The 25,947-nt window shown below is 55.1% G+C and carries 22 protein-coding genes; 12 read left to right on the top strand and 10 right to left on the bottom strand.

Going from position 1 to position 25,947, the window contains the following annotated elements; translation table 11 throughout:
- Positions 1-73 precede the first annotated feature (73 nt).
- From treY to glgA, 4 genes are read right to left on the bottom strand one after another with little or no spacing between them, the layout of a single operon-like run.
- On the bottom strand, positions 74-2,908 hold the full coding sequence (gene treY / locus Q3Y66_RS14940) for a malto-oligosyltrehalose synthase (protein ID WP_008956052.1): 2,835 nt from the start codon (positions 2,906-2,908) through the stop codon (positions 74-76).
- Positions 2,901-5,042 (bottom strand): 4-alpha-glucanotransferase, encoded by a 2,142-nt coding sequence (gene malQ, locus Q3Y66_RS14935; RefSeq protein ID WP_008956053.1) that lies wholly within the window; start codon positions 5,040-5,042, stop codon positions 2,901-2,903. Before malQ ends, treY begins: the two co-directional genes overlap by 8 nt.
- Positions 5,039-6,868, bottom strand: a complete 1,830-nt coding sequence (treZ, locus tag Q3Y66_RS14930; RefSeq protein WP_008956054.1) for a malto-oligosyltrehalose trehalohydrolase — start codon at positions 6,866-6,868, stop codon at positions 5,039-5,041. Before treZ ends, malQ begins: the two co-directional genes overlap by 4 nt.
- A 57-nt stretch (positions 6,869-6,925) precedes the next feature.
- Positions 6,926-8,605: a glycogen synthase GlgA gene (glgA, locus tag Q3Y66_RS14925; protein WP_008956055.1), complete on the bottom strand. Its 1,680-nt coding sequence runs from the start codon at positions 8,603-8,605 to the stop codon at positions 6,926-6,928.
- A 317-nt stretch (positions 8,606-8,922) separates the two neighbouring features.
- Here glgA and Q3Y66_RS14920 point away from each other — a divergent pair, with 317 nt between their 5' ends.
- Entirely contained in the window at positions 8,923-9,147 is a 225-nt protein-coding gene (locus tag Q3Y66_RS14920; protein WP_008956056.1) for a hypothetical protein, read from the top strand.
- A gap of 3 nt (positions 9,148-9,150) precedes the next feature.
- Here Q3Y66_RS14920 and Q3Y66_RS14915 read toward each other — a convergent pair whose 3' ends face one another.
- The 3 genes from Q3Y66_RS14915 to Q3Y66_RS14905 all read right to left on the bottom strand — a co-directional run bounded on the left by Q3Y66_RS14915 (position 9,151) and on the right by Q3Y66_RS14905 (position 11,829).
- The gene (locus Q3Y66_RS14915; RefSeq protein WP_008956057.1) at positions 9,151-10,083 is read right to left on the bottom strand and encodes a lysine exporter LysO family protein; all 933 of its coding nucleotides are present in this window, start codon (positions 10,081-10,083) and stop codon (positions 9,151-9,153) included.
- Positions 10,084-10,752, bottom strand: a complete 669-nt coding sequence (locus tag Q3Y66_RS14910; protein WP_337998517.1) for a hypothetical protein — start codon at positions 10,750-10,752, stop codon at positions 10,084-10,086. It abuts the gene before it with no gap.
- Positions 10,753-10,893: 141 nt separating this feature from the next.
- Positions 10,894-11,829, bottom strand: coding sequence for a glyoxylate/hydroxypyruvate reductase A (locus tag Q3Y66_RS14905; RefSeq protein WP_008956059.1), 936 nt, complete (start codon positions 11,827-11,829; stop codon positions 10,894-10,896).
- Positions 11,830-12,133: 304 nt separating this feature from the next.
- Here Q3Y66_RS14905 and doeA point away from each other — a divergent pair, with 304 nt between their 5' ends.
- The 3 genes from doeA to Q3Y66_RS14890 are packed head-to-tail and all read left to right on the top strand — an operon-like array spanning position 12,134 to position 14,868.
- Positions 12,134-13,333 (top strand): ectoine hydrolase DoeA, encoded by a 1,200-nt coding sequence (doeA, locus tag Q3Y66_RS14900; protein ID WP_008956060.1) that lies wholly within the window; start codon positions 12,134-12,136, stop codon positions 13,331-13,333.
- A gap of 24 nt (positions 13,334-13,357) precedes the next feature.
- Positions 13,358-14,389: a N(2)-acetyl-L-2,4-diaminobutanoate deacetylase DoeB gene (doeB, locus tag Q3Y66_RS14895; RefSeq protein ID WP_008956061.1), complete on the top strand. Its 1,032-nt coding sequence runs from the start codon at positions 13,358-13,360 to the stop codon at positions 14,387-14,389.
- Between the two features lie 8 nt (positions 14,390-14,397).
- The gene (locus Q3Y66_RS14890; RefSeq protein ID WP_008956062.1) at positions 14,398-14,868 is read left to right on the top strand and encodes an Lrp/AsnC family transcriptional regulator; all 471 of its coding nucleotides are present in this window, start codon (positions 14,398-14,400) and stop codon (positions 14,866-14,868) included.
- Positions 14,869-14,876: 8 nt separating this feature from the next.
- On the opposite strand, the gene Q3Y66_RS14885 is transcribed toward Q3Y66_RS14890, so the two are convergent.
- Positions 14,877-15,818: a diguanylate cyclase gene (locus Q3Y66_RS14885; RefSeq protein WP_303319500.1), complete on the bottom strand. Its 942-nt coding sequence runs from the start codon at positions 15,816-15,818 to the stop codon at positions 14,877-14,879.
- 99 nt (positions 15,819-15,917) lie between these two features.
- Here Q3Y66_RS14885 and Q3Y66_RS14880 point away from each other — a divergent pair.
- Positions 15,918-17,005 (top strand): IS3 family transposase gene (locus tag Q3Y66_RS14880; protein ID WP_085942797.1). Its coding sequence is split into 2 segments (ribosomal slippage): positions 15,918-16,173 and positions 16,173-17,005, totalling 1,089 coding nucleotides; the frame shifts between segments, so codons are not numbered across the junction.
- Here Q3Y66_RS14880 and Q3Y66_RS14875 read toward each other — a convergent pair.
- Positions 17,002-17,310 carry a hypothetical protein gene (locus tag Q3Y66_RS14875; RefSeq protein ID WP_303319499.1) on the bottom strand — a complete coding sequence of 103 codons (309 nt, stop codon included), beginning with the start codon at positions 17,308-17,310 and terminating at the stop codon, positions 17,002-17,004. The two genes, Q3Y66_RS14880 and Q3Y66_RS14875, sit on opposite strands and share 4 nt — an antisense overlap.
- 395 nt (positions 17,311-17,705) lie before the next feature.
- Between Q3Y66_RS14875 and Q3Y66_RS14870 the strand changes: the two genes are divergently transcribed.
- From Q3Y66_RS14870 to Q3Y66_RS14845, 6 genes are all read left to right on the top strand, one after another.
- Positions 17,706-19,202: an NAD-dependent succinate-semialdehyde dehydrogenase gene (locus Q3Y66_RS14870; protein ID WP_008956291.1), complete on the top strand. Its 1,497-nt coding sequence runs from the start codon at positions 17,706-17,708 to the stop codon at positions 19,200-19,202.
- 71 nt (positions 19,203-19,273) lie between these two features.
- Positions 19,274-20,707: an aspartate aminotransferase family protein gene (locus Q3Y66_RS14865; RefSeq protein ID WP_008956292.1), complete on the top strand. Its 1,434-nt coding sequence runs from the start codon at positions 19,274-19,276 to the stop codon at positions 20,705-20,707.
- 116 nt (positions 20,708-20,823) lie between these two features.
- Positions 20,824-21,501, top strand: coding sequence for a haloacid dehalogenase type II (locus Q3Y66_RS14860; RefSeq protein WP_008956293.1), 678 nt, complete (start codon positions 20,824-20,826; stop codon positions 21,499-21,501).
- Positions 21,502-21,562: 61 nt separating this feature from the next.
- A complete protein-coding gene (locus Q3Y66_RS14855; protein ID WP_008956294.1) occupies positions 21,563-21,910 on the top strand; it encodes a putative quinol monooxygenase in 348 nt (115 codons plus the stop codon).
- A 30-nt stretch (positions 21,911-21,940) separates the two neighbouring features.
- Entirely contained in the window at positions 21,941-22,408 is a 468-nt protein-coding gene (locus tag Q3Y66_RS14850; protein WP_008956295.1) for an S-ribosylhomocysteine lyase, read from the top strand.
- A gap of 176 nt (positions 22,409-22,584) precedes the next feature.
- Positions 22,585-23,196: a LysE family translocator gene (locus Q3Y66_RS14845; RefSeq protein ID WP_008956296.1), complete on the top strand. Its 612-nt coding sequence runs from the start codon at positions 22,585-22,587 to the stop codon at positions 23,194-23,196.
- A 101-nt stretch (positions 23,197-23,297) separates the two neighbouring features.
- Here Q3Y66_RS14845 and Q3Y66_RS14840 read toward each other — a convergent pair whose 3' ends face one another.
- The gene (locus Q3Y66_RS14840) at positions 23,298-24,569 is read right to left on the bottom strand and encodes a PAS domain-containing methyl-accepting chemotaxis protein (protein ID WP_008956297.1); all 1,272 of its coding nucleotides are present in this window, start codon (positions 24,567-24,569) and stop codon (positions 23,298-23,300) included.
- A gap of 330 nt (positions 24,570-24,899) precedes the next feature.
- On the opposite strand from Q3Y66_RS14840, the gene Q3Y66_RS14835 reads away from it, so the two are divergent.
- Positions 24,900-25,937, top strand: coding sequence for a CNNM domain-containing protein (locus Q3Y66_RS14835; protein WP_008956298.1), 1,038 nt, complete (start codon positions 24,900-24,902; stop codon positions 25,935-25,937).
- Positions 25,938-25,947 lie beyond the last annotated feature (10 nt).

Here is a 25,947-nt window from a genome sequence, read left to right as displayed (position 1 = left end):
TCAGCTCATCCTATGTGCTATTTCACAATTCGTTTTCGACGCTCGTTTTCGATGTGACAGGGTGTTGACGTCATCAAGAAGCAACCCAAGCGCCACTGCTCTCCGTGTCGTCGTCGCGCAGGTAGACACCGACGGGTAGTTCCGCCAGCAAGGAGGCAATAGGAAGTCCGTGGTCGCCTATCTCCAGCGAAGACTCGGTCAAAATCCCCTGCCAAACGCCAGCATCTGGCTGTAGCAAAGTATCTCCCCAGTGTGACGGGGGAATATGCGGTAGTTCGGCGTTGCCAAGCAGCGCAGTTGTCAGCCTGGGTACTACCACCAACAACCGGTAGCCAGCGTAACGCCGGGTAAATGCCACCACGTGGTCGGCATGCTCACCGGTTGCCGAGATAGGATGATAATCACCGTGGGTAAATAGCCGCGGATGACGATGGCGCAACGCCAGTAACCGGGCGATGAGCGCTTGCTTTATTCGTCCATCCCGCCACGTTAATAGTGCCTCTGTAGGCGTTAGGGCCGCTTCAAGCGCTGCTTGACGCGCAGCATGGTCGACGGGGCGGCGGTTATCAGGATCGACCAAGCTGTAATCCCAGAATTCGCCACCTTGGTAAAGATCAGGCACGCCGGGTACGGTCAGGCGCAGTACCGTCTGTACGAGGCCATTGAGGGCGCCCGGTAGATCGATAGTGCGTGCCGCCGCTGCAATGGAATCGCGCAGGGGCGGCGTGGTCAGTAAGTCCTCAAGGAACGCTTGAGAAGCGGACTCATAAGTATCATCTGGCCATAGCCAATGGCTGCGTAACTTGGCTTCGCGCAGGGCTTTTTGCTGCCACTGAGCGAGCCGCTGGGTAAACGTTTGCATCTCGTCATTGTCCAGCGGGTCAAGCGTTGGCGCCCAAGCCCCTAAAAGAACTTGGTAGAGAATCAGTTCATCGCCCGGTGAGGGAGCAACCCCGTTGGGCAACGATCGGCGCAGCGGGGCGGCTAACCGCCGCCAATGCTCAATGTTTGTCGCAAAGTGAGTGGCGTGCTCGCTGAGTGCTGCTAAACGCGCGCGAACATCTTCGCCACGCTTGTGGTCGTGGGTGGCGGTGGTCACCATGGTGCGGGGGAACTGGCGGGCACGCCGGGCATTCGCCTCATGAAAATGCTTGGGAGAATGGCTGAAGTGCTCGCCATCAAAGCCCACATCGTTTCGCGAGATCAACACGGCGCTACGATACCCCGCGGTATCTTCCACTGCCTTGGCCGCCACCGGCGAGGTGAGCTGCTGGAAGCGCACTATGGCGCGCTGGCGCAATCGGCGCTCGTCATCCTTAGCGATGTCGCAAGGCGCTTCGCCGCCCAGCCAGCGCTCTAACGCTTCGAGCACTGCAACATCTGGCGGATTTAGCGCCTGCCGAGCGCCTCGCATCGCCTGAGCGAAGAAGGGAGCATCGGCTGCGGGGCGCCCGGCCTCATCGGCATAGCTGCGGTAAATGGGGAAGTGAACGATTAATGCTTCCAGTGCCCGGCTGATGGCCGCCAGGGTAATATCACGGCTGGCAAGCTGGGCGCGGGCAACGGCATGCAGGGCGTTGGCACAGGCATTGAATTCGCTGGCCAGCAGTGAGGTCAGTATCTCGCGCCTGGCCAGACGTACCTCGGTTGAAAAATCAACGTCTCGGCCACTGATTTCCTGCCAAAGCTTGCGCAGTGGTGCGGCGCTGGCCGGGTCGTGCTGTATGCCTGAGACCTCGTTCATAAACTCATAACCGCTGGTGCCGTCCACGCCCCAGTCGTCATGTAGTGTTTCGCCATCACCCAAAATCTTTTCTACATAGAGAGCGACTTGGAGAGGCACATCGGCCGGTCGCTTGGCTTGCAAGGCATCCAGGCGCTGGCGCAGCTTTAGGCAATAACCGCGTGGGTCGGCAAGTCCATCAACGTGGTCGACCCGTAAGCCGTCGACCCAGCCCGCTTCGACCAAACGTAACGGCAGGGCATGAACGGCCTCGAACACTTCCGGCACTTCAACGCGTAGCCCACCCAGTTCGGTGACATCGAAGAAACGCCGCCAGTTGATCTCATCAGAAGCGGTGCGCCACCACGCCAAGCGGTAATGCTGGCGTTCAAGTAAGTTATGCAGGCGAATGGCGCCGTTGGGGTTTGCACCGTCAAACAGGGGCAGAACAGCGTCGAGCGACTGCCGGGCAGCGGGGGATTCCATCACTTTGCTTAGTTGATAACGCGCCTCGTCAGCGGCGGTATAGGCGTCTTCGCGTTGCTGCAGGGCATCGAAAAAAGCCGCCTGTTCGTGCAGCACGTTGTGCTCAGCAAAGCGTAGTATGTCGCCGTAATGACGAGGGTCGATGGGAAAACGGTGTTCGTGATAATCAACATGGAAGCCCGCCGTATCAGCGTCGTAGCTCAGTTCTAATTCACCCGAATGCAGGATTTCGGCGTAAGGGTCACCCAAGAACGGCACAAGCAGCTTTCCAACAAGCGATGGGTCGGTGTGGTTGATACCGTTGTTAAGGGCGTTGTTGAGGCCAGCGTGCCAGTCGATATCGAAGAAGTCGGCATAGGGGCTATCCTTCCCCCAGGCCAGCACGTCCTGCCACCACTGGTTTTGTGAGCCACCCACCGCCAAATGGTTGGGGACAATATCAAGGATTAGCCCCATGCCGCGCGAGCGAAGCCGTGACACTAAGCGCTCAAGCGCTGCCTCGCCGCCTAACTCGGGGTCGATGCGTGTGGGGTCGACGCCGTCGTAACCATGGGGCGAACCGGCACGTGATGCCTGTAGCGGTGAGGCATAGATATGACTCACCCCCAGGCTGGCGTAATAGTCTACCCAGTGTTCGGCATCCTCTAAGGTAAAGTCGCGGTGAAACTGCAGCCGCACAGTCGCGAGGATTTCATTCATGAGTCGATTTCCCAGATAGGGCGGATCGTGATGGTTTGCCAGAGGAGGAGTCTTTACGTGCACGCGTCAGCGCCGCGAGCCGTTGACGAACCTCATCCGATGTCAGTAAATCATTGGCATCGTATGCCCAGCGCCGACGCCAATTAGGGTGCTCATCCACCGTGTTCGGTAAGTTGGCTTGTTCCTCAAGCCCTAGAGCGTCTTCAACCGGGAGCAAGAGTAACGGCGCGGGCGTGGCGGCTAAGTGACGCGCACACGCATCGAGTACCTGCGAGGCGGGTATGTCGGCTGCTTCGAGCGTTTCGGTCGTCGGCTTCACACCCAGTAAGCCCAGCGTAGCGGCGAGTTTGGCTCGCTCCTGGCGCCTGGCTAGCCGTTCGCTTTCAGCACTTTGCGTTTCCTTGAGCAGCCCCAAGCGGCTGCGCCATTCGATGTCGCGCCCCGCCCACCAGCCCGCCACGGTGGGCAGGTCATGGGTTGAAGAGGTGGCCATGGCATGTGGGTTCCAATCGCTGGCGGCAAGGAAGTTATGCGCCTCGTCCTGCTCGAACCACAGCACCTGCATGCCCAATATGCCGCGAGCGGAAAGGTGTTCGCGAAAGCCAGGGGCGACGGTGCCCAAGTCTTCACCAATTACGATGCCACGGTGTCGCCAGGATTCCAGCGCCACTAGGCGCAGCATGTCGTCTAGGGGGTAGCGGAGATAACCGCCTTCAGTGGGCGGTGCGCCACGGGGAATGAGCCATAGTCGCAACAAGCCAAGGATATGATCGATCCGCACCCCGCCAGCATGGGCAAAGGCACTGCGCAGCATGTCGATGAAACTTCGAAAGCCTGAACGCTTCAGGCCGTCGGGTGAAAAGGCGGCGAGGCCCCAGTCCTGACCATAGGCATTAAACAGGTCGGGTGGAGCGCCAATCGAGACGCCTTCAAGCATATCTGTTGGGCGGCTCCAGGTTTGGCTGCCACCGGCATCCGCTCCCACCGCCAAGTCAGCGATCAAGCCAATCGCCATGCCGTTCTCGCGGGCTGTGCGCTGGGCATGGGAAAGCCCATCGGCGGTTATCCACTGCAAGAAAGCATGAAAACCGATTTCATCGGCGCGGGTTTCGGCGAAGTGAGCGAGCTTAGGGCTGGCTGGGTCGCGTAGCTCTTCAGGCCACTCTCGCCAGTCGCCGGGACCGAGCTCTCTTTGCAGAGCTTCGAAGCGGCAATGATCTTCCAGCAATGCGCCACCTGCACGGCGAAATGCCTGCATCTCTCGATGTAGGGCTTGTGCCTCATCATCTTCACGCACCATGAAGTCATCGAAGAGATAACGCAGCCAGGAGAGCTTGACGCGTGCTGCCTCGGGCCAATCGAGGTAGTCATCGGCTTCCAGGCGGCGCAGCTCAGCTTGCAACCCATTACGGGCCTGGGCGTCATGAACGCTGGTCTCGCCCAGCAGAGTTTCCGCAGCGCTATAAAGCACGTTGTAGAGTAGGCGGGTGGAGGGGGAGTAGGGGCTGTAGCGCTCAGGGTCGGCGCTAAACATGGCATGGGTAGGGCTAATCGCCAGGGCATCCGCGCCTTGCTCGGCGGCATGCAAAATGCACTGTTCCAGCGCCAAGGTGTCGCCGATGCCGCCATCACCGGGGCGCCGTAAGGCGTAGAGCTGTGCTGCCAAGCCCCACAGCCGTGGTGTGGCTTCACCGCTGGCGTCACTCAGTGAATAACACTGATGTGGCGCGACGGCCAGGGTCAGTTCGGTATCGGCTATTTGCAACTGGTGGTAGCCAATCTCGGTAACGTTGGGCACCGCACCGTCATCGTCGAGGTAACCTTTTTGAGAGCCGCCTTGTTCAAGCTGCAATGTAAATACGGTGCCGGGCGGCAACGGCGAGGGCAGCGTGATCGGCGTGTCACAGTCGGCGGTAAGCAGCGGTGGCCATTCTCTAGGGCTTTGCGGTGCATGCAGGCGTTTCAGGCGTTGCAAGCCTTCCTCCATGGCGGACTCACTCGCCGTTGAGTAGCCGAGTACTTCCAGTAGGTTACGCTGAGCCTGCTCAGACAATTGGCAGGGCTCGCCGTCGCTATTTTCCCACTCAAGCAGTAAACCGGCCGCTTCGGCGAGCTCTCTCAACGACACTTTCATACACTTACCTCTTCGTCACCGGGGTTGTGGCGCAACCAGGCAGCCGCGGCGCGGGGTGGCATCCGGCCGCTCTCGGCGGCCTTTGCGGCGCCTTCGGTGGTTTCATAAAGCAGTTGACCTACTCCCAGCCCCGGCGTGGCTGCCGCCTGCTGCCCAAGATTGAGTGCTATCACCAGTTGGGTGTCGTCATTCATTCGCCAGCGGGCGAGTACTGCCTTGTCGCCGAGCACTTTTGCCTCCAGTGCTTCTGCGCCAATTAGGCGCGGCACAATATGCTGGTGGCGCAGCGCCAATAGCGTGCGATAGCGGTGCAGGCAGGCGGCAAAGGGAGAGGTTTCCCTCGCGGCGAAGTCGGGGATGGAGGCTTCGAAGGTGGTCAGCGCATTAGGGTCGGGTATGCGCTCGCGGCTCTTCTCGTCAAGAAAAGCGCTAAAGTCGGCAAACTCTGCCCGCCGCCCTTCGCGAACCGCTTGGGCTAGCTCCTCTTGATGTTCGGTGAAGAATAGAAAGGGCCGGGTGGAACCCCACTCTTCGCCCATGAACAGCAGTGGAATCATGGGTGACAGCAGCAGTAAAACCTCAGCGGCTGCCAGTGAGTCGGCATCGGCGAGCATACTCAACCGTTCGCCGAGTGCGCGGTTGCCGGTCTGGTCATGATTCTGGAGAAACGCTACAAAGGCAGTCGGCGGCAGATGGGTGCTGGGCTCTCCTCTGGAGTGGCCATGACGCGATGTATGGCCCTGAAATATAAAGCCTTCACTGAGGCAGCGGGCCAGCCGGGGCGAAGCGTTATCGACAAAATCGCTGTAATAGCCTTCCTGCTCGCCGGTCAGCAAGACATGCATCACGTTGTGCCAGTCGTCATTCCATTGAGCGGTAAACTGCTGTTGGTTGAGCAGGCTGGCGGTATTGCCTTCATTCTCTAGCACCAGATGAATATGCCGCTCGGGGGTTATTCGGGTGCGTATTGTGTCGGCCAACTCGACCAGGAAATCCTGCTCGCTAATGGCGTGGACAGCATCGAAGCGCAAGCCATCCAGGTGATACTCCTCTAGCCACATCAAGGCGTTATCAATGAAATAACGGCGTACCATCGGTTGGCGAAAGTCGATGGAGGGCCCCCAGGGCGTGACCAAATCCTCACGGAAGAAGGCGCCAGCATAGTTGGCCAAATAGTTGCCGTCGGGGCCGAAGTGGTTGTAAACCACATCAAGAAACACCATCAGGCCGTAGGAGTGGGCCTCGTCGATCAGTGCTTTCATGTCGTCAGGGCTGCCGTAGGAGGCTTCCACCGCGTAGGGCAGCACGCCGTCGTAGCCCCAGTTACGCGCACCGGGAAATTCCGAGACCGGCATCAACTCAATGGCAGTGACACCTAGTTCGGCCAGGTAGGGCAGGTGTTGGCGCACGCCTTTAAAGCCACCCAGGGTGCCGACATGCAGTTCGTAAAGCACGGTTTCGTGCCATGGGCGTCCCTGCCAGTTGGCGTTTTTCCACTGATAGTGATTGGGGTCGATCACCACACTGGGGCCGTCTATATCACCGGCCTGAGCACGGGCGGCGGGGTCGGGCACTAGGCTGCCCTGCTCGTCGTCCTTATCGAACACTCGGTAGCGGTAGCGAGCACCGTGCCCACAGGCCACTTCGGCCGTTACGCGGCCGTTATCGGCCTGATCCATGGTGACACTGGGCAGACCTTCAACCTCTACATCAACCCGGCGAGCGCCCGGCGCCCAGAGCACGAACCGAGTTAAGCCGTTCTTAACGATTTGCGCACCGAAGGCAGGTTGAAACCTATTCTTTTGCAGCTGAGGCCTTTCAAACATCGCTTGCCACCTCTTTCACCGGTCGCTTTCACAGGGGCATTCTCACCAGGACTTTCCTTACTGGGCCTGGGTCGCCTCGTTACCTGCCTGCTCAAGGGCCTGCAGGTACAGCTTGCTGTAGGGCACTATTGACTGTTTCCAGTGGTAACGTCCCGCCATCGCAGCGCCGCGCATGGCATTGAACAGATCGGTTGAGCGGTACACGGCAAAGGCGCGCTGAATGGCATGCATGTAGCTGCCGAACTGCATGTCGTCGAACAAAAAGCCGGTCACGCCGTCCTCAATCGTATCGGCCAGGCCGCCGGTGCGGTGAGCGATCGGTAGTGAGCCAAAACGCTGGGCATACATCTGGCTTAGCCCGCAGGGTTCGAAGCGTGACGGCATTAACAGGAAATCACTCCCCGCGAAAAGGCAGCGAGCTTGGTACTCATCGAAACCGATATAGGCCGTGATGGCGCCAGGAAAGCGAATGGCCAGCTTACGCAGGGCTTCCTCAACGTGGTGTTCACCGCAGCCCATAAAAACGATTTGGCCGCCTGCATGGACAATGGCCTTCGCGGCCTCGATGGTCAGATCAAGCCCTTTCTGATGCACCATGCGTGATATCACCGCAAACAAGGGGCCTTGGCTGGGGGTTAGTCCAAAGTGACGACGAACATAATCAGCATTGGCACGCTTACCGCGCCAATCGTTAGAGGAGAACGCTTGGATCAAAAGACTATCGGTGCGTGGGTCCCAGGAGTCGTCAATGCCATTGGGAATGCCGCTCAAGCAACCTTGTTCGGCTTTGCAACGAAGTAGCCCGTCGAGCCCACAGCCGAATTTCGGTGTCGTGATCTCCTGAGCATAGGTCGCACTAACGGTGGTCACTTGCGAGGCATAGACGATTCCCGCTTTCATAAAGGAAATGTCGCCATAGTATTCGATGCCATCAATATGAAACGCCTCGTCAGGAATGCCGAGCATCTCAAGGCGCGAGGCATCAAACACGCCCTGGTAAGCCAGGTTATGAATGGTGAAAACAGTCGGGATGGGTTGCCCTTGGCTTTGCCAGTGCAAATACGCCGGTGCCAAGCCACATGCCCAATCGTTGAGGTGCAATAACTGGGGCTGCCAATCGATATTTGCCTTGCCCAAAGCAATATCGGCAGCTGCCCGGGACAGGCGAGCAAAGCGGATATCATTATCTTTCCAGCCTTCATCTTGACCATCGCCATAACCGCTAGAGCCGGTGCCATAGGGAGTGCCTTCACGCTCATAAAGCTCTGGGCAGAGCAGTACATAAACAATCAGCCCATCGCGGCAGGTTAGCTGGCCAATATCACACGCTGGCAATCCTGCAAAAGCGGGCAAATGACCAACCATCACGATGTCATAATCGGACTGAACCATTTCCCGATAAGCGGGGATTAATACCCGTACATCGTGATGCGCTGCCAGTGCGCGGGGAAGCGCCGAGGAGACGTCACCCAGACCGCCGACCTTAACGAAATCGGTAATTTCAGTGGTAACAAATAGAATGCGTTGTGGAGAGTCGAGTTTATCGTTATGGCTTCGATCAATAATGTCATAACGGCGATCGGTAACAGTTTGATTTAAATGGTGCCGGGGGATTGCTTGGTTATCGGTAAAAGGAGCATCCTTCAGTCTAGGCCCCTCTTTTTCGTCATTTTCTACCATGCTCTCGTCCGACATGCTTTTAACGTTAGCAACCTCACTCAAAGCCACATCGCCCATGCTCTACCTCCCTGGATTACCATGGTCAATACTGTTTAACTGATAGCTTTTAACTAGATAGCCTTAATTCAGACAGTATTTGGCTATCTAATATTTAGATATCTAGTATTTAACTACCTAGTTCACTACTCCCTAATGACTTCCTTGCCTCACACTCGGCTACCATGCCTCTTGGCGTTGCATCGGAAGTCGCTACTTAAGAACAGGCGCTACTTAAAAACTATAGTTGAGAAATCATAGGTTAGCTAAATGGTGGGCGACCATAACCTACATCAATATACGTGTTAAATAAGTATTGGGAGAGCTAAAGAAGCGCAATGGAAGAGCGGTTAAGTTCGTTAAATGCTTTGGCTTTAAAGGGTTATGTTGAAAGTTTAATAAAAGATAAGAGGTGTTTTTTCTATTTTTGTTTATTGAATTCCCCTTTGTCTTTAGTGAGCTGGGCTGACTTTTTAACAAAAGTAAATGATAACTTTGGCTTGCTTATTAATCGCTTAGGGCAGGGGGCGAGGGCCATTGCGAAAAAAAGCATGGCCTCGTAGCATTTAAGCCGATAGCGAAAGAAAAAACAGGATCAGCGGGGGGGATAGCAGCGAAAGAATAAACCCGCTGACCACGGCGATAGGGACGCAGGCCACGCCGCCATGTTGCTGAATGACGGGCAAGGTGAAATCCATGGAGGTCGCCCCGCCGTAGCCAATCGCCAACGCGGTATGGCGATGGATCACCAACGGAATCAGGATAAACGCCAGCAGCTCGCGGGTGAGGTCGTTGAAGAACGCCACGCCACCCATTAGTGGGCCTAACTGATCACCAATCAAGATAGCGGACAGCGAATACCAGCCGAAGCCCGAGGCCATCGCCAACCCTTCGTTCCAGCTAAGTGAAAGCAGCGGTGCGGCAACCAGGCCCGCCAATAATGAGCTGATTGCTAGGGTGACTGCAATCATCAGCCCCATACGGTTAAGCAGGATTTGTCTAAGAGGCATGCCTGAGTTGCGCAGCTGGCAGCCAATCAGGGCTAATAGTAGGTAAAGCACCCATTCGGCGAGTAAATCGGCGGTGCTGAAAAGCCCTTCGCCCACAAGAGGCCCTGCCAGCAGGCCGACGATAACGCCGCCCGCCACCACAGCAACGAGCAACAGCGAGCCCTGCATGGCGGCCAATTTACTGGTGGGTGCATTCTTTACCACCGGCGAGTTGCCTGCCTTAAAGGGCAAACGGCATGATAACCACCAAAGCGCTGCTAGGTTAAAGGCGGTGGTAATGCTAAATAGCAGTAGGGCGTTGCCACCTAAGCGTGAAAATTGGCTAGCTAGGTTTTCGAGACCCGCCAAACTGATGCCCATGAACAGTAAAATCAAATAAACCGAGCCGCTAACGGCTCGGTTTATTAACTGCTGAATGAGGGTGGCATGCACCGGTACCAAGTAGCCAAGAACCAGCGGTAACAAAACAATCAATAAGCCTGAAAACATTTAGGGCGTCGTGCCCCCGTCTGGGTTGAAGTTGGTTAACGTCAGCTGCGTTTCGCGGCTGCCCTCTTTTTGGTACACCGCAGACAGAATCAAGCCGGGCCAGTCGGGGTGAAAGTGAAGTTGCAGCAGGCGGTCAGGTTTCTCTATATCAATCAAGGATACCTGCAGCGCTTCAAACTCACCGGCAGGGACGCTAATGGTGTCAGGGGCGTTGGTATTTTTTTCTGTAACATAATACTGAAAGTGCTCATCACGCCCCTTTTGATCAACAAACTCAATCTCGCAGGGAGCGCTCTCGATGCAGTTTTCATGCCCCGCCCGGCGCGATAAATCAAACAGCGCCGTTTGCCGATCTAAGCTGGGAATATCGTTTTCGTTTAATTCATAGCTATCACCGACGCCTAGCACTGAGTAGCTGCTATTAAAGAGCAGCGCCTGGGTCTCATCGCCGTTGACAGCAAAACGGCTGAATTCCTGGCCGCGTGCCACGGTAATGGAAAAACGCATGTCGCTTAACCAGTGGCTACCTTCGTTAGTGAGCCGGTGGGTGATGGTGGCCCCAGGCCAGCCGCGCACTTCAAGCCGGTATTGGGCCTCAAAGGGGCGTGGGTCTTTGAGTGTGTCTGCTGCTAACGCCATGCCGCTCAACCAGAAAGCGGCAAGACTCAACCCTATCCCCGCAAGCATGCGGCTAGGCTGTCGTGAGAAAACATTGACCAAGGCCGTCCCTCCAAAAATGGTGTCTTCCTAAGAGCCTTTAGCCAGCGCTTGGTTCCCAGCGCGCTAGTATAACCGCGGTGGAGGAGGGCTTCAGTAGCCCGCGTCCGGGTTGACGGTGGAGAGTTTTTCACCCGATTCAAAGGCATGTAAGTAGGAAATTACCTGATCGATGGCATCATTCAGCGGCGTAGGCGCCGCCATATGCGGTGTAACGACCACATTGGGATGCTGCCATAGCGGACTGTTTGTCGGCAGCGGTTCCTCCTGAAAGACATCCAGTAGTGCCCCTCGCAAGTGGCCCGGCTGGTCAGCACTGCCCAACGCCTCCAGCAATGCCTGTTCATCAATCAAGCTGCCCCGGCCTGGGTTGATCACGCTGGCGCCTTTGGGTAATTGGGCAAGACGCTCGGCGTTAAGAATGTGTTTGGTCGCTTCCGTGTCAGGCAAAATAGTGACTAAGCTTTGCACCTGTCCTAGCAGTTCGGTTAGCCCGTCATCGCCGTGAAAACAGTGTACGCCGCTAATTTGCTTGGGCGAGCGGCTCCAGCCCAGCACCGGAAAACCAGCTTGCTGCAAAGCGCTGGCCACAAAACCACCTATCGCCCCCAGGCCTAGTACACCCACCGGCCATTGGGATTTCTCTACCACTGCCTGTGGTTGCCAGGTGGCGCTTTGCTGCTGTTTCCGGTAACGGTCCATGCTGCGGTAAAAATGCAGCACACCATACAGGGCGTAATCGGCCATTAACTCGCCCATGCCCGCATCGCGTAACTTCACAATCGGTACATCGCTAGGCAGCCCTGGCGTTTTCAGCAGGTAATCCACCCCGGCGCCTAAGTTGATAATCCCTTTTAGTTGAGTCTGTTCTTGCAGCAAATGCGCAGGCGCTTTCCAAATGGCGAGGTAGTCAGCCTGTTTGCGCTCCTCCGCGGGTGCATCGCTAGTTAGCACGGTAGCTTGGGGCAGTGCCTGTGAAAGCGCCTCCTGCCACTGTGCAGCTTCGTCAATATGGACAATAATTTTCATCTCGCCTCCTCTCGTTAAAAGTGCCTTCACTGTCGTTATCATGGTGAGCGATGGGGGCTGTTGCAAGCTCGCTCAACCTAAATAATGATGTTCTATGCACTTTTTGTCATAAAGCCTTTGACCGCTAACCAAGGGTCGGTGCTAGTATCGCCTTAAGACGACATTGGCGGGCCTGCTGCAACCGCAGCAGATGCAACCCCGACGCCTGATCGGTGGTGGCCAGGTCGATCCTGTGGCCCAGCGTTGTATGCCTAACAGTAGGCAGCGCGTTGGTTCTTGGTGATCCTTAATGGCGAGTTGCCCGATGACTCAGGTTTCCCTACCTTTCACACGCGAAGAGTACGCTACCCGCTTGTGGAAAGTGCGTACTGAAATGGCCAGTCGTGGCATTGACGTATTAATCGTCAGTGACCCTTCCAATATGGCTTGGCTAACCGGCTACGACGGTTGGTCGTTTTATGTTCATCAGTGTGTCCTGGTGGGCCTTGAAGGCGAGCCGGTATGGTTCGGGCGGCGCATGGATGCCAACGGTGCCCTGCGCACCTGCTGGATTGATCCCGACAACATTACCTACTACCCGGATTACTATGTGCAGAATCCGGATATGCACCCGATGGAGTATCTGGCGCAGTCGATCATGCCTGATCGCGGCTGGCATTTAGGTGTCGTGGGTATGGAGATGGATAACTACTACTTCTCCGCCAAGGCCTATCTGAGCCTGCTGAAAGAGCTGCCCCATGCGCGCTTTATGGATGCAAATGCGTTGGTCAATTGGTGTCGGGCGATCAAATCGCCTCAGGAAGTGGCCTATATGCGCATTGCCGCCAAGATCGTGGAGGGCATGCATACGCGTATTCTGGAAGTGATTGAGCCAGGCTTGCCGAAGAGCAAGTTGGTGTCGGAAATTTACCGCGTTGGCATCGAAGGCTTTGTGGATGAGAACGGCAAAGTATTTGGCGGCGATTATCCTGCCATCGTGCCCATGCTGCCTACAGGAAAAGACGCCGCCGCACCGCACCTGACCTGGGACGACACGCCGTTTCGCAAAGGTGAAGGTACTTTCTTTGAGATTGCCGGGGTGTTCAAGCGCTATCATGCGCCGATGTCGCGCACCGTGTTTCTGGGCACACCGCCAATGGATTTTATTCGCGCGGAATCCGCCCTTCTGGAAGGCATTGAAAACGGCTTGGCAGTAGCCAAACCTGGCAACCGCACGGCGGATATTGCCATGGCGCTGGGCGCGGCAATGGATAAATACGGTTTTGACCGTGGCGGCGCCCGCTGTGGTTACCCGATCGGTATTTCGTACCCGCCTGATTGGGGTGAGCGCACCATGAGCCTTCGCCCCTCGGATGAAACCATTCTGCAGCCGGGCATGACGTTCCACTTTATGCCGGGGCTCTGGGAAGATGACTGGGGCCTGGAAATTACCGAAAGCATTTTGATTACCGAAGACGGCTGCGAAACCCTGGCCAATTTTCCGCGCCAGCTGTTTGTTAAGTAGTGGTTTGTAAAAAAGGAATATCCAATGACTGATCAAGCGAACCAATTGCGGCCAAGCCCCATTTCCGCCACCGTTGATTTTGATGCCGATGGCGTGCAGCACGGCTTTTTAAAACTGCCCATCTCTACAGACGAATCCGCCTGGGGCGCGGTGATGATTCCGGTGACCGTGGTCAAGAACGGCGACGGCCCCACGGCGCTGCTGACCGGCGGCAACCACGGCGATGAGTACGAAGGCATCACCTCGCTGCTGAAGCTCTCTTCGACGCTTAAAGCGGAAGACGTGACAGGGCGGGTGATTATCGTCCCATGCATGAACACCCCAGCCGTTATGGCGGGCAAGCGCACTTCGCCGATGGATAAGGGCAACCTCAACCGCAGTTTCCCCGGCGACCCTAACGGCAGTGTCACGCCGCAGATTGCCGACTATTTTACCCGTGTGCTGGTGCCGATGAGTGATGTGGTACTTGATCTGCACTCTGGCGGCCGTACGCTGGATATTCTGCCGTTTGGTGCGTCTCACGTACTGGATAACAAAGCGCAGCAGCAGTCCGCTCTGGAAGGCGCCAAAGCGTTCGGCGCCCCCTACGCCATGGTGATGTTTGAGCTGGATGCGGAAAAGCTCTTCGATACCGCCTGCGAGCGCCAGGGCAAAGTGTTTGTGGCCACAGAGCTTGGCGGCGGCGGCACGTCGACGCCCCTGAGCATTGCGATTGCCGAACGCGGCGTGCGCAATTTCCTGATTCACTACGGGCTAGTCAAAGGCGAAGTCGAAATGCCCGCAGGCGGGCAGATGTATCTCGATATGCCCGACGCTAGCTGCTATGTGCAGAGTCAGCACTCCGGCGTGTTGGAGCTGCTGGTGGCGCTGGGCGACGAGGTGAAAAAAGGCCAGACGATTGCCTATGTGTATGACATGACTCGCAGTGGCACTGCACCAGTGGCCTACAAAGCCGAGCGCGATGGCATCTTAATGGCTCGCCGTGCGCCCTCGCTCATCAATATGGGGGACACCCTGGCGGTGATTGCCGATGTTGTCGAACGCCTGGAGGCGTAACCCCCGGCATGATGAAACTTGACCGTTACGATCTGAAAATCCTCGATATCCTCTCCCGCGATGGGCGGATCACTAAATCTAAGCTGGCCGAGGCGATCAACCTATCGGTCAGCCCCTGCTGGGAGCGGGTAAAGCGCCTGGAAAAGGCCGGTGTTATCGAAGGCTACACCGCACGTATCAATGCAGACGTGCTGGTGCCGCGCAATCCCGTCTGGGTGCAGATCGAACTTAAGCAACACAATGCCGAAAGCTTCTCTCGTTTTGAGGCATTAGTGATGCAAACTCCCGAAGTCACCGAGTGCGTGGCAGTGGGGGGCGGCGTCGATTATCTGGTGAAGTTTGAAGCGCGTACGATCGATAGCTACCAGCGCCTGATGGATAAGTGGCTGGTGTCCGAAGCCGGTATCGAGCGCTACTTCACCTATATCGTCACCAAAACCGTCAAGCGTGTGCCGATCGGTATTGATACCGAGGTTTAGGCGGCAAGCTACTTCGCGTTAACTGCATTAAAGAGATAAACCGGAAACTGAGGAAGGGCGCTACCCGTCGCATATGAGCCGAAGCGCACCCGGTTGCGCCCCTCGCGTTTGGCTTCATAAAGCGCAATATCGGCCGCTTTTATCAAGCTTTCGAGTTCTGTTTCAGGGTCGAATGGCCCGGTACATACCCCTACGCTTACAGTTACTTTACCCTCCTGGGTGGTCTGATGGGGAATAGCCAAATTGGCGACTTGATGGCGAATGTTTTCCGCTAGAGCAAGGGCGCAGCGCGGTCTTGGGCTATATTCTGAACGTAAAATTAGGAACTCTTCGCCCCCAAAACGGCACACGATATCATCCGCGTCGCAGGCGGTGCGAATCGCGCTGGCAACGGCGCGCAGACAGCGATCCCCTTCGGAGTGGCCATAGTAGTCGTTAAAGGTTTTGAAATAGTCCACATCGACAATAATAACTGCAATGTAGCTTTGCCTGGGGGGCTGTTGCTGAAGCTCTGCGGCGTGGCGGTCGAGAGCTCGACGATTGGCAAGCCCTGTTAACGGATCCACATGGGAAATTCTTTCAAGCTCGGCATTGCGTGCGGCTAGCTCTTCGCGCAGCGTTTCGACACTCACCTTTTCCAAGTAGAGCCGCAGGGACTCTGCACAAAAACGGTAATTGGCTAATAACGTTAATACCAGCACAGGGACACTAAGCGCCAAATGGTTCACTACATAGCTGCTGTCGGCCCCAGCTAAAAAACCTATCGTGGCATACAGGCACGCGAAGACAAACAGTGAGCCGTAGAAGCTGTATTCAAAAGCCGGCATGAGGACAATGGTTAACACCATAAGAAACACCAGCCCCGCGTAAAAGTAGCCCAAGACGTGCGGATTCTCGGAACCAAGCAGTACGGCACACCAAACCACGGTAGCAATGCATACCACCAACACGGCCGCCAGCTCTTTTCGGCGTATAGAAAGGTAATCCCCCCGAAAAATAATCGCGGTGATAAGTGGAATTTTGTACTCTGAACAGACAGGAGATTCCACATGCGAAAATCACGTTTTACCGACAGCCAGATCATGGCGATTCTGAAGCAAGCCGAATCTGGCGTGCCGGTTCCTGAACTTTGCCGCGAGCACGGTATGAGCAGTGCCACGTTTTATAAATGGCGTTCGAAGTATGGCGGTATGGACGCGTCCATGATGAAGCGCCTCAAGGACCTGGAAGACGAAAACCGTCGACTCAAGAAGATGTACGCCGAAGAGCGCTTGAAATCCGAGCTTCGCCAGGAGGCCCTTGAGGGAAAGTGGTAAAGCCATCTCAACGCCGAGAGATGGCAAAAAATGCAGTTGATGCCGATCGCTGCAGTGTACGGCTGGCCTGTGTGGCCTTTGGTATCAGTGAGACCTGTTATCGCTACCGGGCAAAGCTGAGCCATGAGAACGCGGTGATTGCCGACTGGCTGGTGCGTTTAACCCATAACCAGCGTAACTGGGGGTTTGGGCTGTGTTACCTGTATCTGCGCAACGTGAAGGGCTTCGGCTGGAACCATAAGCGCATCTACCGGATTTACCGGGAGCTGGAGCTTAACCTGCGGATCAAGCCCAAGAAGCGACTGGTGCGGAAAAAGCCGGAACCCTTGTCGGTACCGCAGGTTCTGAACGGCTGTTGGTCTATGGACTTCATGCACGACCAGTTGGCAGACGGCCGAACGTATCGATTGTTCAACGTGCTCGATGACTACAACCGGGAAGGTCTGATCATCGATGCAGACTTCTCGCTGCCGGCAGAGCGCGTAATACGCTCTCTCACGCAGTTGATCGAATGGCGCGGCAAGCCAAAAGCCATTCGCTGTGACAACGGCCCGGAATACATCAGCGGTAAGCTCGTTACCTGGGCAAGGCAGGAAGGCATTGAACTTCGATATATCCAGCCGGGGAATCCGCAGCAGAATGCTTATGTTGAACGCTACAACCGAACAGTCCGTTATGATTGGTTGAGCCATTATCTTTTCGACTCGATCGCTGAAGTACAGGATTTTGCCACACGCTGGCTCTGGACGTACAACCACGAGCGACCGAACATGGCATTGGGTGGGATAACACCGAAACAGAAGGTGGCCATGGCGGCCTAACCAACTCTACTTATCGCTTCGGTTATAAATGGGGGGATTACCGAAACAGGGCGCTTGAAATAAGCAAAGAGCATGATAGTGGGCGGGCCAACGATGAGGGTGCGCAGTAACAACGAGCGGATAGCGACATCGGGTAGCAAGAAAATATCGACCAGCGTGTAAGAAAAATAGAACAGTGCCAGTAGTGAAGTGTGCAAATGCAGTGACCGAAGACGCACATCGTGGCGGTCGATATCGTACTTATGCCGTACCGACATGGTGCCGATACATTGTGAGAGCTGCTGGTAATAAGAAAGTCGAAACACGGACACCCTCTCAAAGTTCTTCAAACAGTTTTACAAACAATGACTCCATCACACTGCTATAGCTTGCTGGCTAATTTTAATAAAGAGAAACCAAGCTTAACCGAGAAATTACCTGTGTGGGGCTGAAATATTTATTCGCAACAATTGTTTAATTTTTCTGTCCGAGGCGCGCTGTCGTCACAAAGCGTTAAATGAATGCTGCACCAAAAAAAACCACTGCCAAATGCCCTCTGACAAAAAAAGTTGCGTGATAAGCCTCGGTTTTCAAAAACACTTCGTGGTGCCTCTCCGTTAACCTATGTGCATTCGATGGCAAGGCTAATGAGCGCTTGCTGACAATGCCACACAGTTATTGCAGCGCTCGGTTAGCCAGACTGCATTTGAGGGAGGTTTCCATGACCACACTATCGACCACGCTTGCCAAGCGCCTGGAAGATCCGCGTCTGTTTCGGCAGTACGCCTACGTGAACGGTAAATGGACCCATGGGGAAGGCGGTCGCGAAGAAGCGGTTTATGACCCCGCCACCAATGAAGCCATTGGCCATATCCCGTTGCTGGAAGCCGAGCAGATCACTGCCGCTGTGGATGCTGCAGAGGCGGCGTTTGTACACTGGCGGGCACTGCGCGCTGATGAACGCTGCGAGCGTTTGCTGGCCTGGTACGACCTGATTCAAGCCAACCGTGAAGACCTCGCCACCATCATGACGCTGGAGCAGGGCAAGCCACTGCCCGATGCTCGTGGCGAAGTCGAGTACGGTGCCAGCTTCGTACGCTGGTTCGCGGAAGAGGGCAAGCGTACCTACGGCGAAACTATTCCCAGTCATATCCCGAATGCGTCACTCGGCACCATTAAAGAGCCGGTCGGCATTGCCGCGATGATTACGCCGTGGAACTTCCCGCTGGCGATGATCACCCGCAAGGCCGCCGCAGCACTGGCAGCGGGTTGCCCGGTGATTGTGAAGCCTGCCAACGAAACGCCATTCTCGGCGCTGGCGCTGGCGGAGCTTGCCGAGCGGGCAGGGATTCCGGCAGGGATTTTCAACGTCGTGCTGGGCGACCCGGCGGAAGTCTCAAAAATTCTTTGCGGCGAGTCGCGTATTCGTGCGCTCTCCTTCACCGGCTCCACCCGCGTGGGCCGCTTGCTGATCGAGCAGAGTGCTAATACCGTTAAGCGACTCTCTTTGGAGTTGGGTGGCAACGCGCCGTTTATCGTTGGGCCGGATATGGACCCGAAGCAGGCCGCCTACGCAGCAGTCGATGCCAAGTTCCAAACCGCCGGGCAGGACTGCCTAGCCGCCAACCGAATTTTGGTACACGAATCCATTCATGATGAGTTCGTCGAGCAGTTCGCCGAGCGCATGGCGGCACTCACCGTGGGGAATGGCCTTCAGGGTGAAATTGACCTGGGCCCGCTGATTCACCGTCAGGCGGTGGAAAAAGCGGCGGCTATTGTCGATGACGCCATTTCCAAAGGCGCCAAGATGATTGGCGGAGACCAAAGCCAGGCGCCCGGTGAGAACTTCTTTATGCCGGTGATGCTGACCGGCGTAACGCCAAAAATGAAGGTATGGCGGGAAGAGAACTTCGCTCCGGTAGCCGGGATTACCGCTTACAGCACCGATGACGAAGTGATCGAAATGGCCAACGACACCGAGTACGGCTTGGCCGCGTACATCTACACCCACGATATCCGCCGTATCTGGAAGCTGATGCGCGCACTGGAATACGGCATGGTCAGCGTTAACTCCGTCAAAATGACCGGCCCGCCGGTACCCTTTGGCGGCGTGAAGCAGTCCGGCCTTGGCCGTGAAGGTGGCGCCACCGGTATTGATGAATATCTGGAAACGAAATATTACTGCCTGGGTGCGCTGGGTTCAGTCTCAGGCAGCTAATCGCCAAGTTGACAATAATTTAAAACATCCTCCCCGCAATGCGGGGAGGTTTACCGTACAGAGAGAACGCTATGAGCTTGCATCAGGATTTGATCGAACGCGATCGTAAAGTCACTTTCCACGCCTCTACCCACCTGCGTGATTTCGCCCACGGCGACCTGCCGGGCCGCGTGATTACCGGCGGTAAAGGCATCAACATCGTGGATAAGGATGGTCGTGAATTTATCGACGGCTTTGCCGGGCTTTACTGCGTCAACATCGGCTATGGCCGCACCGAAGTCGCTGAGGCAATCTACAAGCAAGCGCTAGAGCTCTCCTACTACCATACCTACGTAGGCCACTCTAACGAGCCGCAGATCGAGCTTTCCGAGCGTATTCTGAAGATCGCTGGCATGAACATGTCCAAGGTCTACTATGGCATGTCCGGTTCAGACGCCAACGAAACCCAGCTCAAGATCGTGCGCTACTACAATAACGTACTGGGTCGCCCGCTGAAGAAAAAGGTCATCTCGCGTATGCGTGGTTACCACGGTTCCGGTATCGCCTCTGGCTCGCTGACCGGTCTGAAAGCGTTCCACGATCACTTCGATCTGCCGATTGACACCATTCGCCATACCGAAGCTCCGCACTATTACCTGCGCGCCGCTGAGCAGCACGGCATGACCGAGCTTGAGTTCTCTGCCTATTGCGCCGAGAAACTCGAAGCGATGATTTTGGAAGAAGGCCCGGATACCGTCGCCGCCTTTATCGGCGAGCCCGTGCTGGGTACGGGCGGTATCGTACCGCCGCCGGAAGGCTACTGGGATGCCATCCAAGCCGTGCTGGCGAAGTATGACGTGCTGCTGATTGCCGATGAAGTGGTGTGTGGCTTTGGCCGTACCGGTTCTGATTTCGGCAGCCATCACTACAACATGAAGCCTGACCTGGTCACCATCGCCAAAGGCTTAACCAGTGCTTACCAACCGCTTTCCGGCGTGATTGTCGGTGAGAAAGTGTGGCAAGTGCTTGAGCAAGGCACCGGCGAATACGGCCCCATCGGCCACGGCTGGACTTACTCAGGCCATGCGCTGGGCTGTGCGGCAGGGCTTGCTAACCTGGATATCATTGAGCGTGAAAACCTGGTGGGTAACGCGTCGGAAACCGGTGCCTACTTCCAGCAGCAGCTAAAAGCTAACTTTGAAGGTCATCCGCTATTGGGCGACGTGCGCGGTGTAGGCCTGATGGCGGCGCTGGAGTTCTCGCCAGACGCCAAGCAGCGCCTGCACTTCGACCCAGCGCTGAAAGTCGGCCCGCGTGTTGCAGCAGCCGCGATGGAAGAGAACCTGATTGCCCGCGCCATGCCCCAAGGCGACATTCTCGGCTTTGCACCGCCGCTGACCATTAACCGGGGTGAAGTGGACGAAATGATTGGCCGCGCCAAACGCGCCATCGACCGCGTAACTGATGAACTAGTGCGCTCCGGCGACCTTAAAACTGGCCAGCAGGAGGCTGCCTTTACAGTTTAATCACCTGTTTTAGCCTTTTGAGCGCCGCTGCCTGTGCAGCGGCGCTTTTGTTTTTGTAGGCCACGACTATGCTGAATACAGTTGTTAGCCAATTGATAGTAAAGGAGAGGCCCACGATGCAGCCGGTATTAGCCTTCGATGTTTACGGCACGCTGATTGATACCCAGGGAGTGACCGTTGAGCTGGAACGACGCTTGGCCGATGCTTCCAAAGCAGGCGAATTTGCCCGCCGCTGGCGGGAGAAGCAGCTTGAATACAGCTTCCGCCACGGCCTGATGGGCGCCTATGTGCCTTTTTCTGAATGTACCCGCGAAGCGCTGGTCTTTATCGACCGGGCGCTACAAACCGGCCTTTCCGATAACGATCACGATCACTTGATGGCGGTGTATGGTGAGCTACCTGCGTTTGACGATGTCGTGCCCGCCTTGGATCAGCTGCGCGATGCGGGCATCCGCTGTGTGGCGTTTTCGAATGGCACTGCCGATGCCGTCTCGACGCTACTGACGCGTGCGGGCGTTGAGAGCCATATGGATGACGTCATTAGCGCGGATGAAGTCAAGCGCTTCAAGCCGGACCCCGCCGTGTATTCCCATCTGCGTAGCCGCCTGGAAACCCGCCCAGAACACACCTGGCTAATTTCCAGCAATCCCTTTGATGTGATTGGCGCCACCCACGCCGGGTTACGCAGCGCCTGGATACGGCGTAATTCCGATGCGCCTTTTGACCCCTGGGGCATTGAGCCCGATATGACGGTCACTGATTTAGGCGCATTGGCCGAACGCATTATTCGCTAGGTTGTGAACCTGCGTAGACAAGCCGCATAATGACGCACGCTTAACGACTTAGGATATGAGCATGTCAGAAAAAATTTACTGTGTTGCCGGCTTTAAGCCCAAACCAGGCAAGGAAGAAGCCGTATTTAAAGCACTTCAGACCCTAGAGCCGAATACGCACCGGGAAGATGCTTGCATTCACTACACGGTAACGCGCCAGATCGACAATCCCTTTGCCCAGGGCACCGGTTATCCGATCGTATTTCATGAAATTTGGGCCAGTCGTGAAGAGTTTGAAGCGCACTGCCAGCGTAAAGAGATTCAAGACTTCTTCGCCAAGCACGTTGAGTCGCCCGATGGTGATATTGAAGATGCCAACGTGTGCGTTTACACCGATGAGCCATGGAATTTTGACGCGCCCAAGGTGTAAGCGAAAAGGTTTAAGCAAAAAGGAGCCAACATGACCGATAAAAAGATGAACGTCGAAAGCTTTAACCTGGATCACACCAAGGTAAAAGCCCCGTACGTGCGTTTAGCCGACATCAAAGAAGGCCAGAACGGCGACCGTATCCATAAGTACGACCTGCGGATCTGCCAGCCCAATAAAGATCACATGGAGATGCCAGCGCTGCACTCCCTTGAGCACTTAATGGCTGAGCTGTCGCGCAATCACACCGATAAAGTGGTCGATATCAGCCCCATGGGCTGCCAAACCGGCTTTTATATCGCGATGATCAATCACGACGACTACGACGGCGTAATCACTATCATCGAACAAACGCTGAACGATGTGCTAGTTGCTACCGAAGTGCCTGCCTGCAATGAAATGCAGTGCGGCTGGGCCGCCAGCCACAGCCTGGAAGGCGCCCAGGAACTGGCCCGCAACCTGCTGGCCAAGCGCAACGAGTGGACGGAAGTCTTCGCCTAAGCGTTATGTAACCGCATCAGCGACGCGCGAACGTGTTATTAAAGTAAGAAGCCGAACGCCTCCTGGGTATACGCCCAGGAGGCGTTTTTATTGGCGTGCATTTACGAATGGAAAACGCCAAGCAACGGTGACATGCTGGCAACACGCACGCATTTTCCCACGGGTGAGGCATTAACATGCTACTGGACACTTGGCTTTTATACCTGATCGCCTGCATTGGCCTATCGCTTTCGCCAGGGCCAAACGGCCTGTTAGCGCTGACCCACGGCGCCATGCATGGCAGCCGTAAAACCCTATTTACCATTGTTGGCGGTGCGACAGGGTTTATGCTGATTATTGCCCTGTGCATGTTTGGAATTGGTGCATTGCTTAAATCATCAGTGGTATGGCTGACCGTGCTGAAATGGGTCGGCGGGGCCTATCTTATTTGGTTGGGTATTCAGGTATGGCGTTCGCCGCCAATTACGGGCGACATTGATATTAATGCAAGCCGAGCGAGCGGGTGGCACCTGTATCGGCAAGGCGTACTGGCATCGATTACCAACCCCAAGGTGCTACTGTTTTTCAGCGCCTTCCTACCTCAGTTTATCGACCCACAAGGCAGTTTAATGCTGCAATTCTTCGTGCTGGCAGGCACCTTTGTGGCGATTGAATGTTTAGTTGAAGGCTTACTCGCCAATATGGCCAACCGCATTCGTCACTGGCTAAAACGCGTTGGCCGCGGATTTAACCGCACCTGCGGCGGTATCTTTGTTGCTATCGGGGTTGCGTTGCCGTTAAGGGCTTAGCGTGGGGAACCGAGGCTGTCTTTACTTATCCGCACCGGCGTCATTAGCAGCCGGTGTACCTATGTAAAGGGTGCACTTCCTTGTGCATGAAATAGGTCTGGCTAAACATGCGTATCGGCGGCGAGTTGTTCGATAGAGTTAGCGACATTGCGTGCGTCGTGAAGAATTTTATTCACAATGGTATCAATCTCACTAACGCTGGACTGGCTGGCTTTGCCCTGCTGAATCACTTGCTGCATGGATTGGGTCGTACGTTCTACCAAGCTGCTGTTGTCTTTAAGTACCTGGGTTATTTGCGCTACCGCCTCGGTGGCCCCTTTGGCGAGTTGACGTACCTCATTGGCTACAACGGCAAAACCGCGGCCCTGCTCGCCCGCGCGGGCGGCTTCTACAGCGGCGTTTAGCGAGAGCAGGTTGGTTTGACTGGCAATTTTTGCAATCGAATCGGTAATTTTATTAATACTTTGTGACTGCTTATGCAGTTCATCGATCAGTTCTTGCGCTTGGGCTAGCGTTTGCGCTGCCTGCTCTGCGCCTTTAACCATCTCATCTAAGTGGCTCAAGCTGTCTTTAGCGGTTTGCTCGATTTGCGACGTACTGCTTTGTGCTGAGCTTATCGTACCTGTCGTGGCGGTGGCTTTTTCTACCAGTGGCGTAATGTTGCTGGCAAATTTAACGACTTCTATAACATTACCGTCTTCATCCTCAACAGGGTTATACGTCGCTTCAAGCCATACGGTTTTGCCCTGTGCATCTACCCGTTCAAAGCGGCCTTTGTTGAATTCGCCACTGGCAAGACTCTGCCAAAATCGGGGCTGCTGGCGATAGAAATCAGGTCGGCAAAACATAGAGTGATGTTTGCCGATCAGTGCCTCTTTGCGATAACCCATTACTTTTTCAAAGTTTTGGTTTACATCCAAGATATCGCCTTCTGGCGTAAACTCAATCACGGCCATGGAGCGGTGTAGGGCATGCAACAGCGCATCTTGGTGTCTAGCTTCTTGATGGCTTTTAGTAACTTCATTCGCTATTTTAAGAATTTGAGTTACTTTACCCATACGCGTGCATATTGGCAGGTAGGTTGCTTCAAGCCACACCTCTTCTCCATCTTCTTTAAAACGGCGAAAGCGCCCATGGTGGCTTTTACCAGCGGCAAGCGACAGCCAAAATTTTTGATACTCTGGGCGTTGTGTTTCGGCGGCATCGCAGAAAATACGGTGATGTTGCCCTTTAATTTCCTGTAGCCGACAGCCCATTACCTCTAAAAACGATTGGCTAGCGTGCTTGATAACCCCTTGTGGCGTAAAGAAAATACAGGCCGTATGATTTAGTAATGCTTTATAGAGTGATGCGTTAAAAAAGGTATTGTACATTTTGCCTTCTCTGTATTTAGTTAAATAATACTGGGAGCACAGGCACAAGGGGAGGCACCTAAGTGAAAAGAGGCTTTATCATCAAGCGAGATTAATTTTTATTAACTGCATCCTTATTGATGAATCTTAACTCATTTTTAATAATATAGTTCTCTTTACACTAGGTTTGTAACCATTCAAATGTGAACAAAAGTTAACTATGAAAGGCGCACGCGATGGGGGCGGTGTAAGAGGCCAACTGATGGTTTCTACTGCTTTGGTGATAGCTGATATTGACATTCGGCCGCCTTACCCCTATAAACGCGAAATAATCCATCACCCTAGGCCCTCATGTTCCTCTTAATCACGATTGCTACCCTTTCAATCGCGTTCTCGTTCTTATGTTCCATCCTTGAAGCGGCGCTTCTTTCGATTACACCCAGCTATATTGCTAAGCAGAAAGAAGATAATCCTAAGTTGCATGCCTCGCTTACGCAGCTAAAAGCCAATATCGACCGGCCACTTGCGGCTATTTTGACGCTCAATACGATCGCCCATACAGTGGGGGCAACGGCGGTAGGTGCTCAGGCGGCCGTGGTATTTGGTGAAGCCTCTATTGCCATCGTTTCGGCGGTGATGACAATGGCAATTTTGATCCTGTCGGAAATTATTCCGAAGACCATTGGTGCAACGTACTGGCGCGGTTTATCGCCGTTTCTGCCACGCCTGTTGAAACCGATGATTCTGGGTCTGCTACCCTTTATCTGGATGTCAGAGCAGATTACCCGTCGCTTGGGTAAATCGGAGCACGATGTCGACCTGCGCGATGAAATCAAAGTCCTCGCGCGCGTGGGCTTGGAGGAGAACGTGCTGGATGCGGATGAGTCACGCACCATCATCAATATGCTCAACTTGCACGATATCCTGGTGAGCAAAGCGATGACGCCACGTACCGTGTGTGTCACGGTGCTGCCTGATATGACCGTCTCCGCGTTTGATGAGCAGTATGGCAAAGCACCGTTTACGCGTTTTCCCGTGATGGATAACGGCGAGCAGGCGTTTGGCTATGTGCATAAAGCTGATATGTACCATGCAGACGATGCCAAAACGATGCGTGAGCTGATGCACCCGATTGGTAGCGTGGATGTTTCAAATAATGTAGAGCAGGTGTTTACCTCGATGCTTAAAGATCACCTGCATATGCGGGTGGTTTATGATGAGCACGGCACCTTTGTCGGCTTGATTACGCTTGAAGATATTATCGAAACCATTCTGGGGCAGGACATTGTCGATGAGACCGACAATGTAGCCAATTTGCGCCACTACGCGAAACAGCAGTGGATCAAGCGCGTTAAGCGGGATGATAAAAACGCCAAAGCGGCTGAGTAATCCTTTTACA

The sequence above is a fragment of the Halomonas sp. HAL1 genome (assembly GCF_030544485.1).
Classification (GTDB): Bacteria; Pseudomonadota; Gammaproteobacteria; order Pseudomonadales; family Halomonadaceae; genus Vreelandella; species Vreelandella arctica.
The sequence above is the reverse complement of the archived record's forward strand: the minus strand, read 5'-3'. Positions and strand labels throughout refer to the sequence as shown.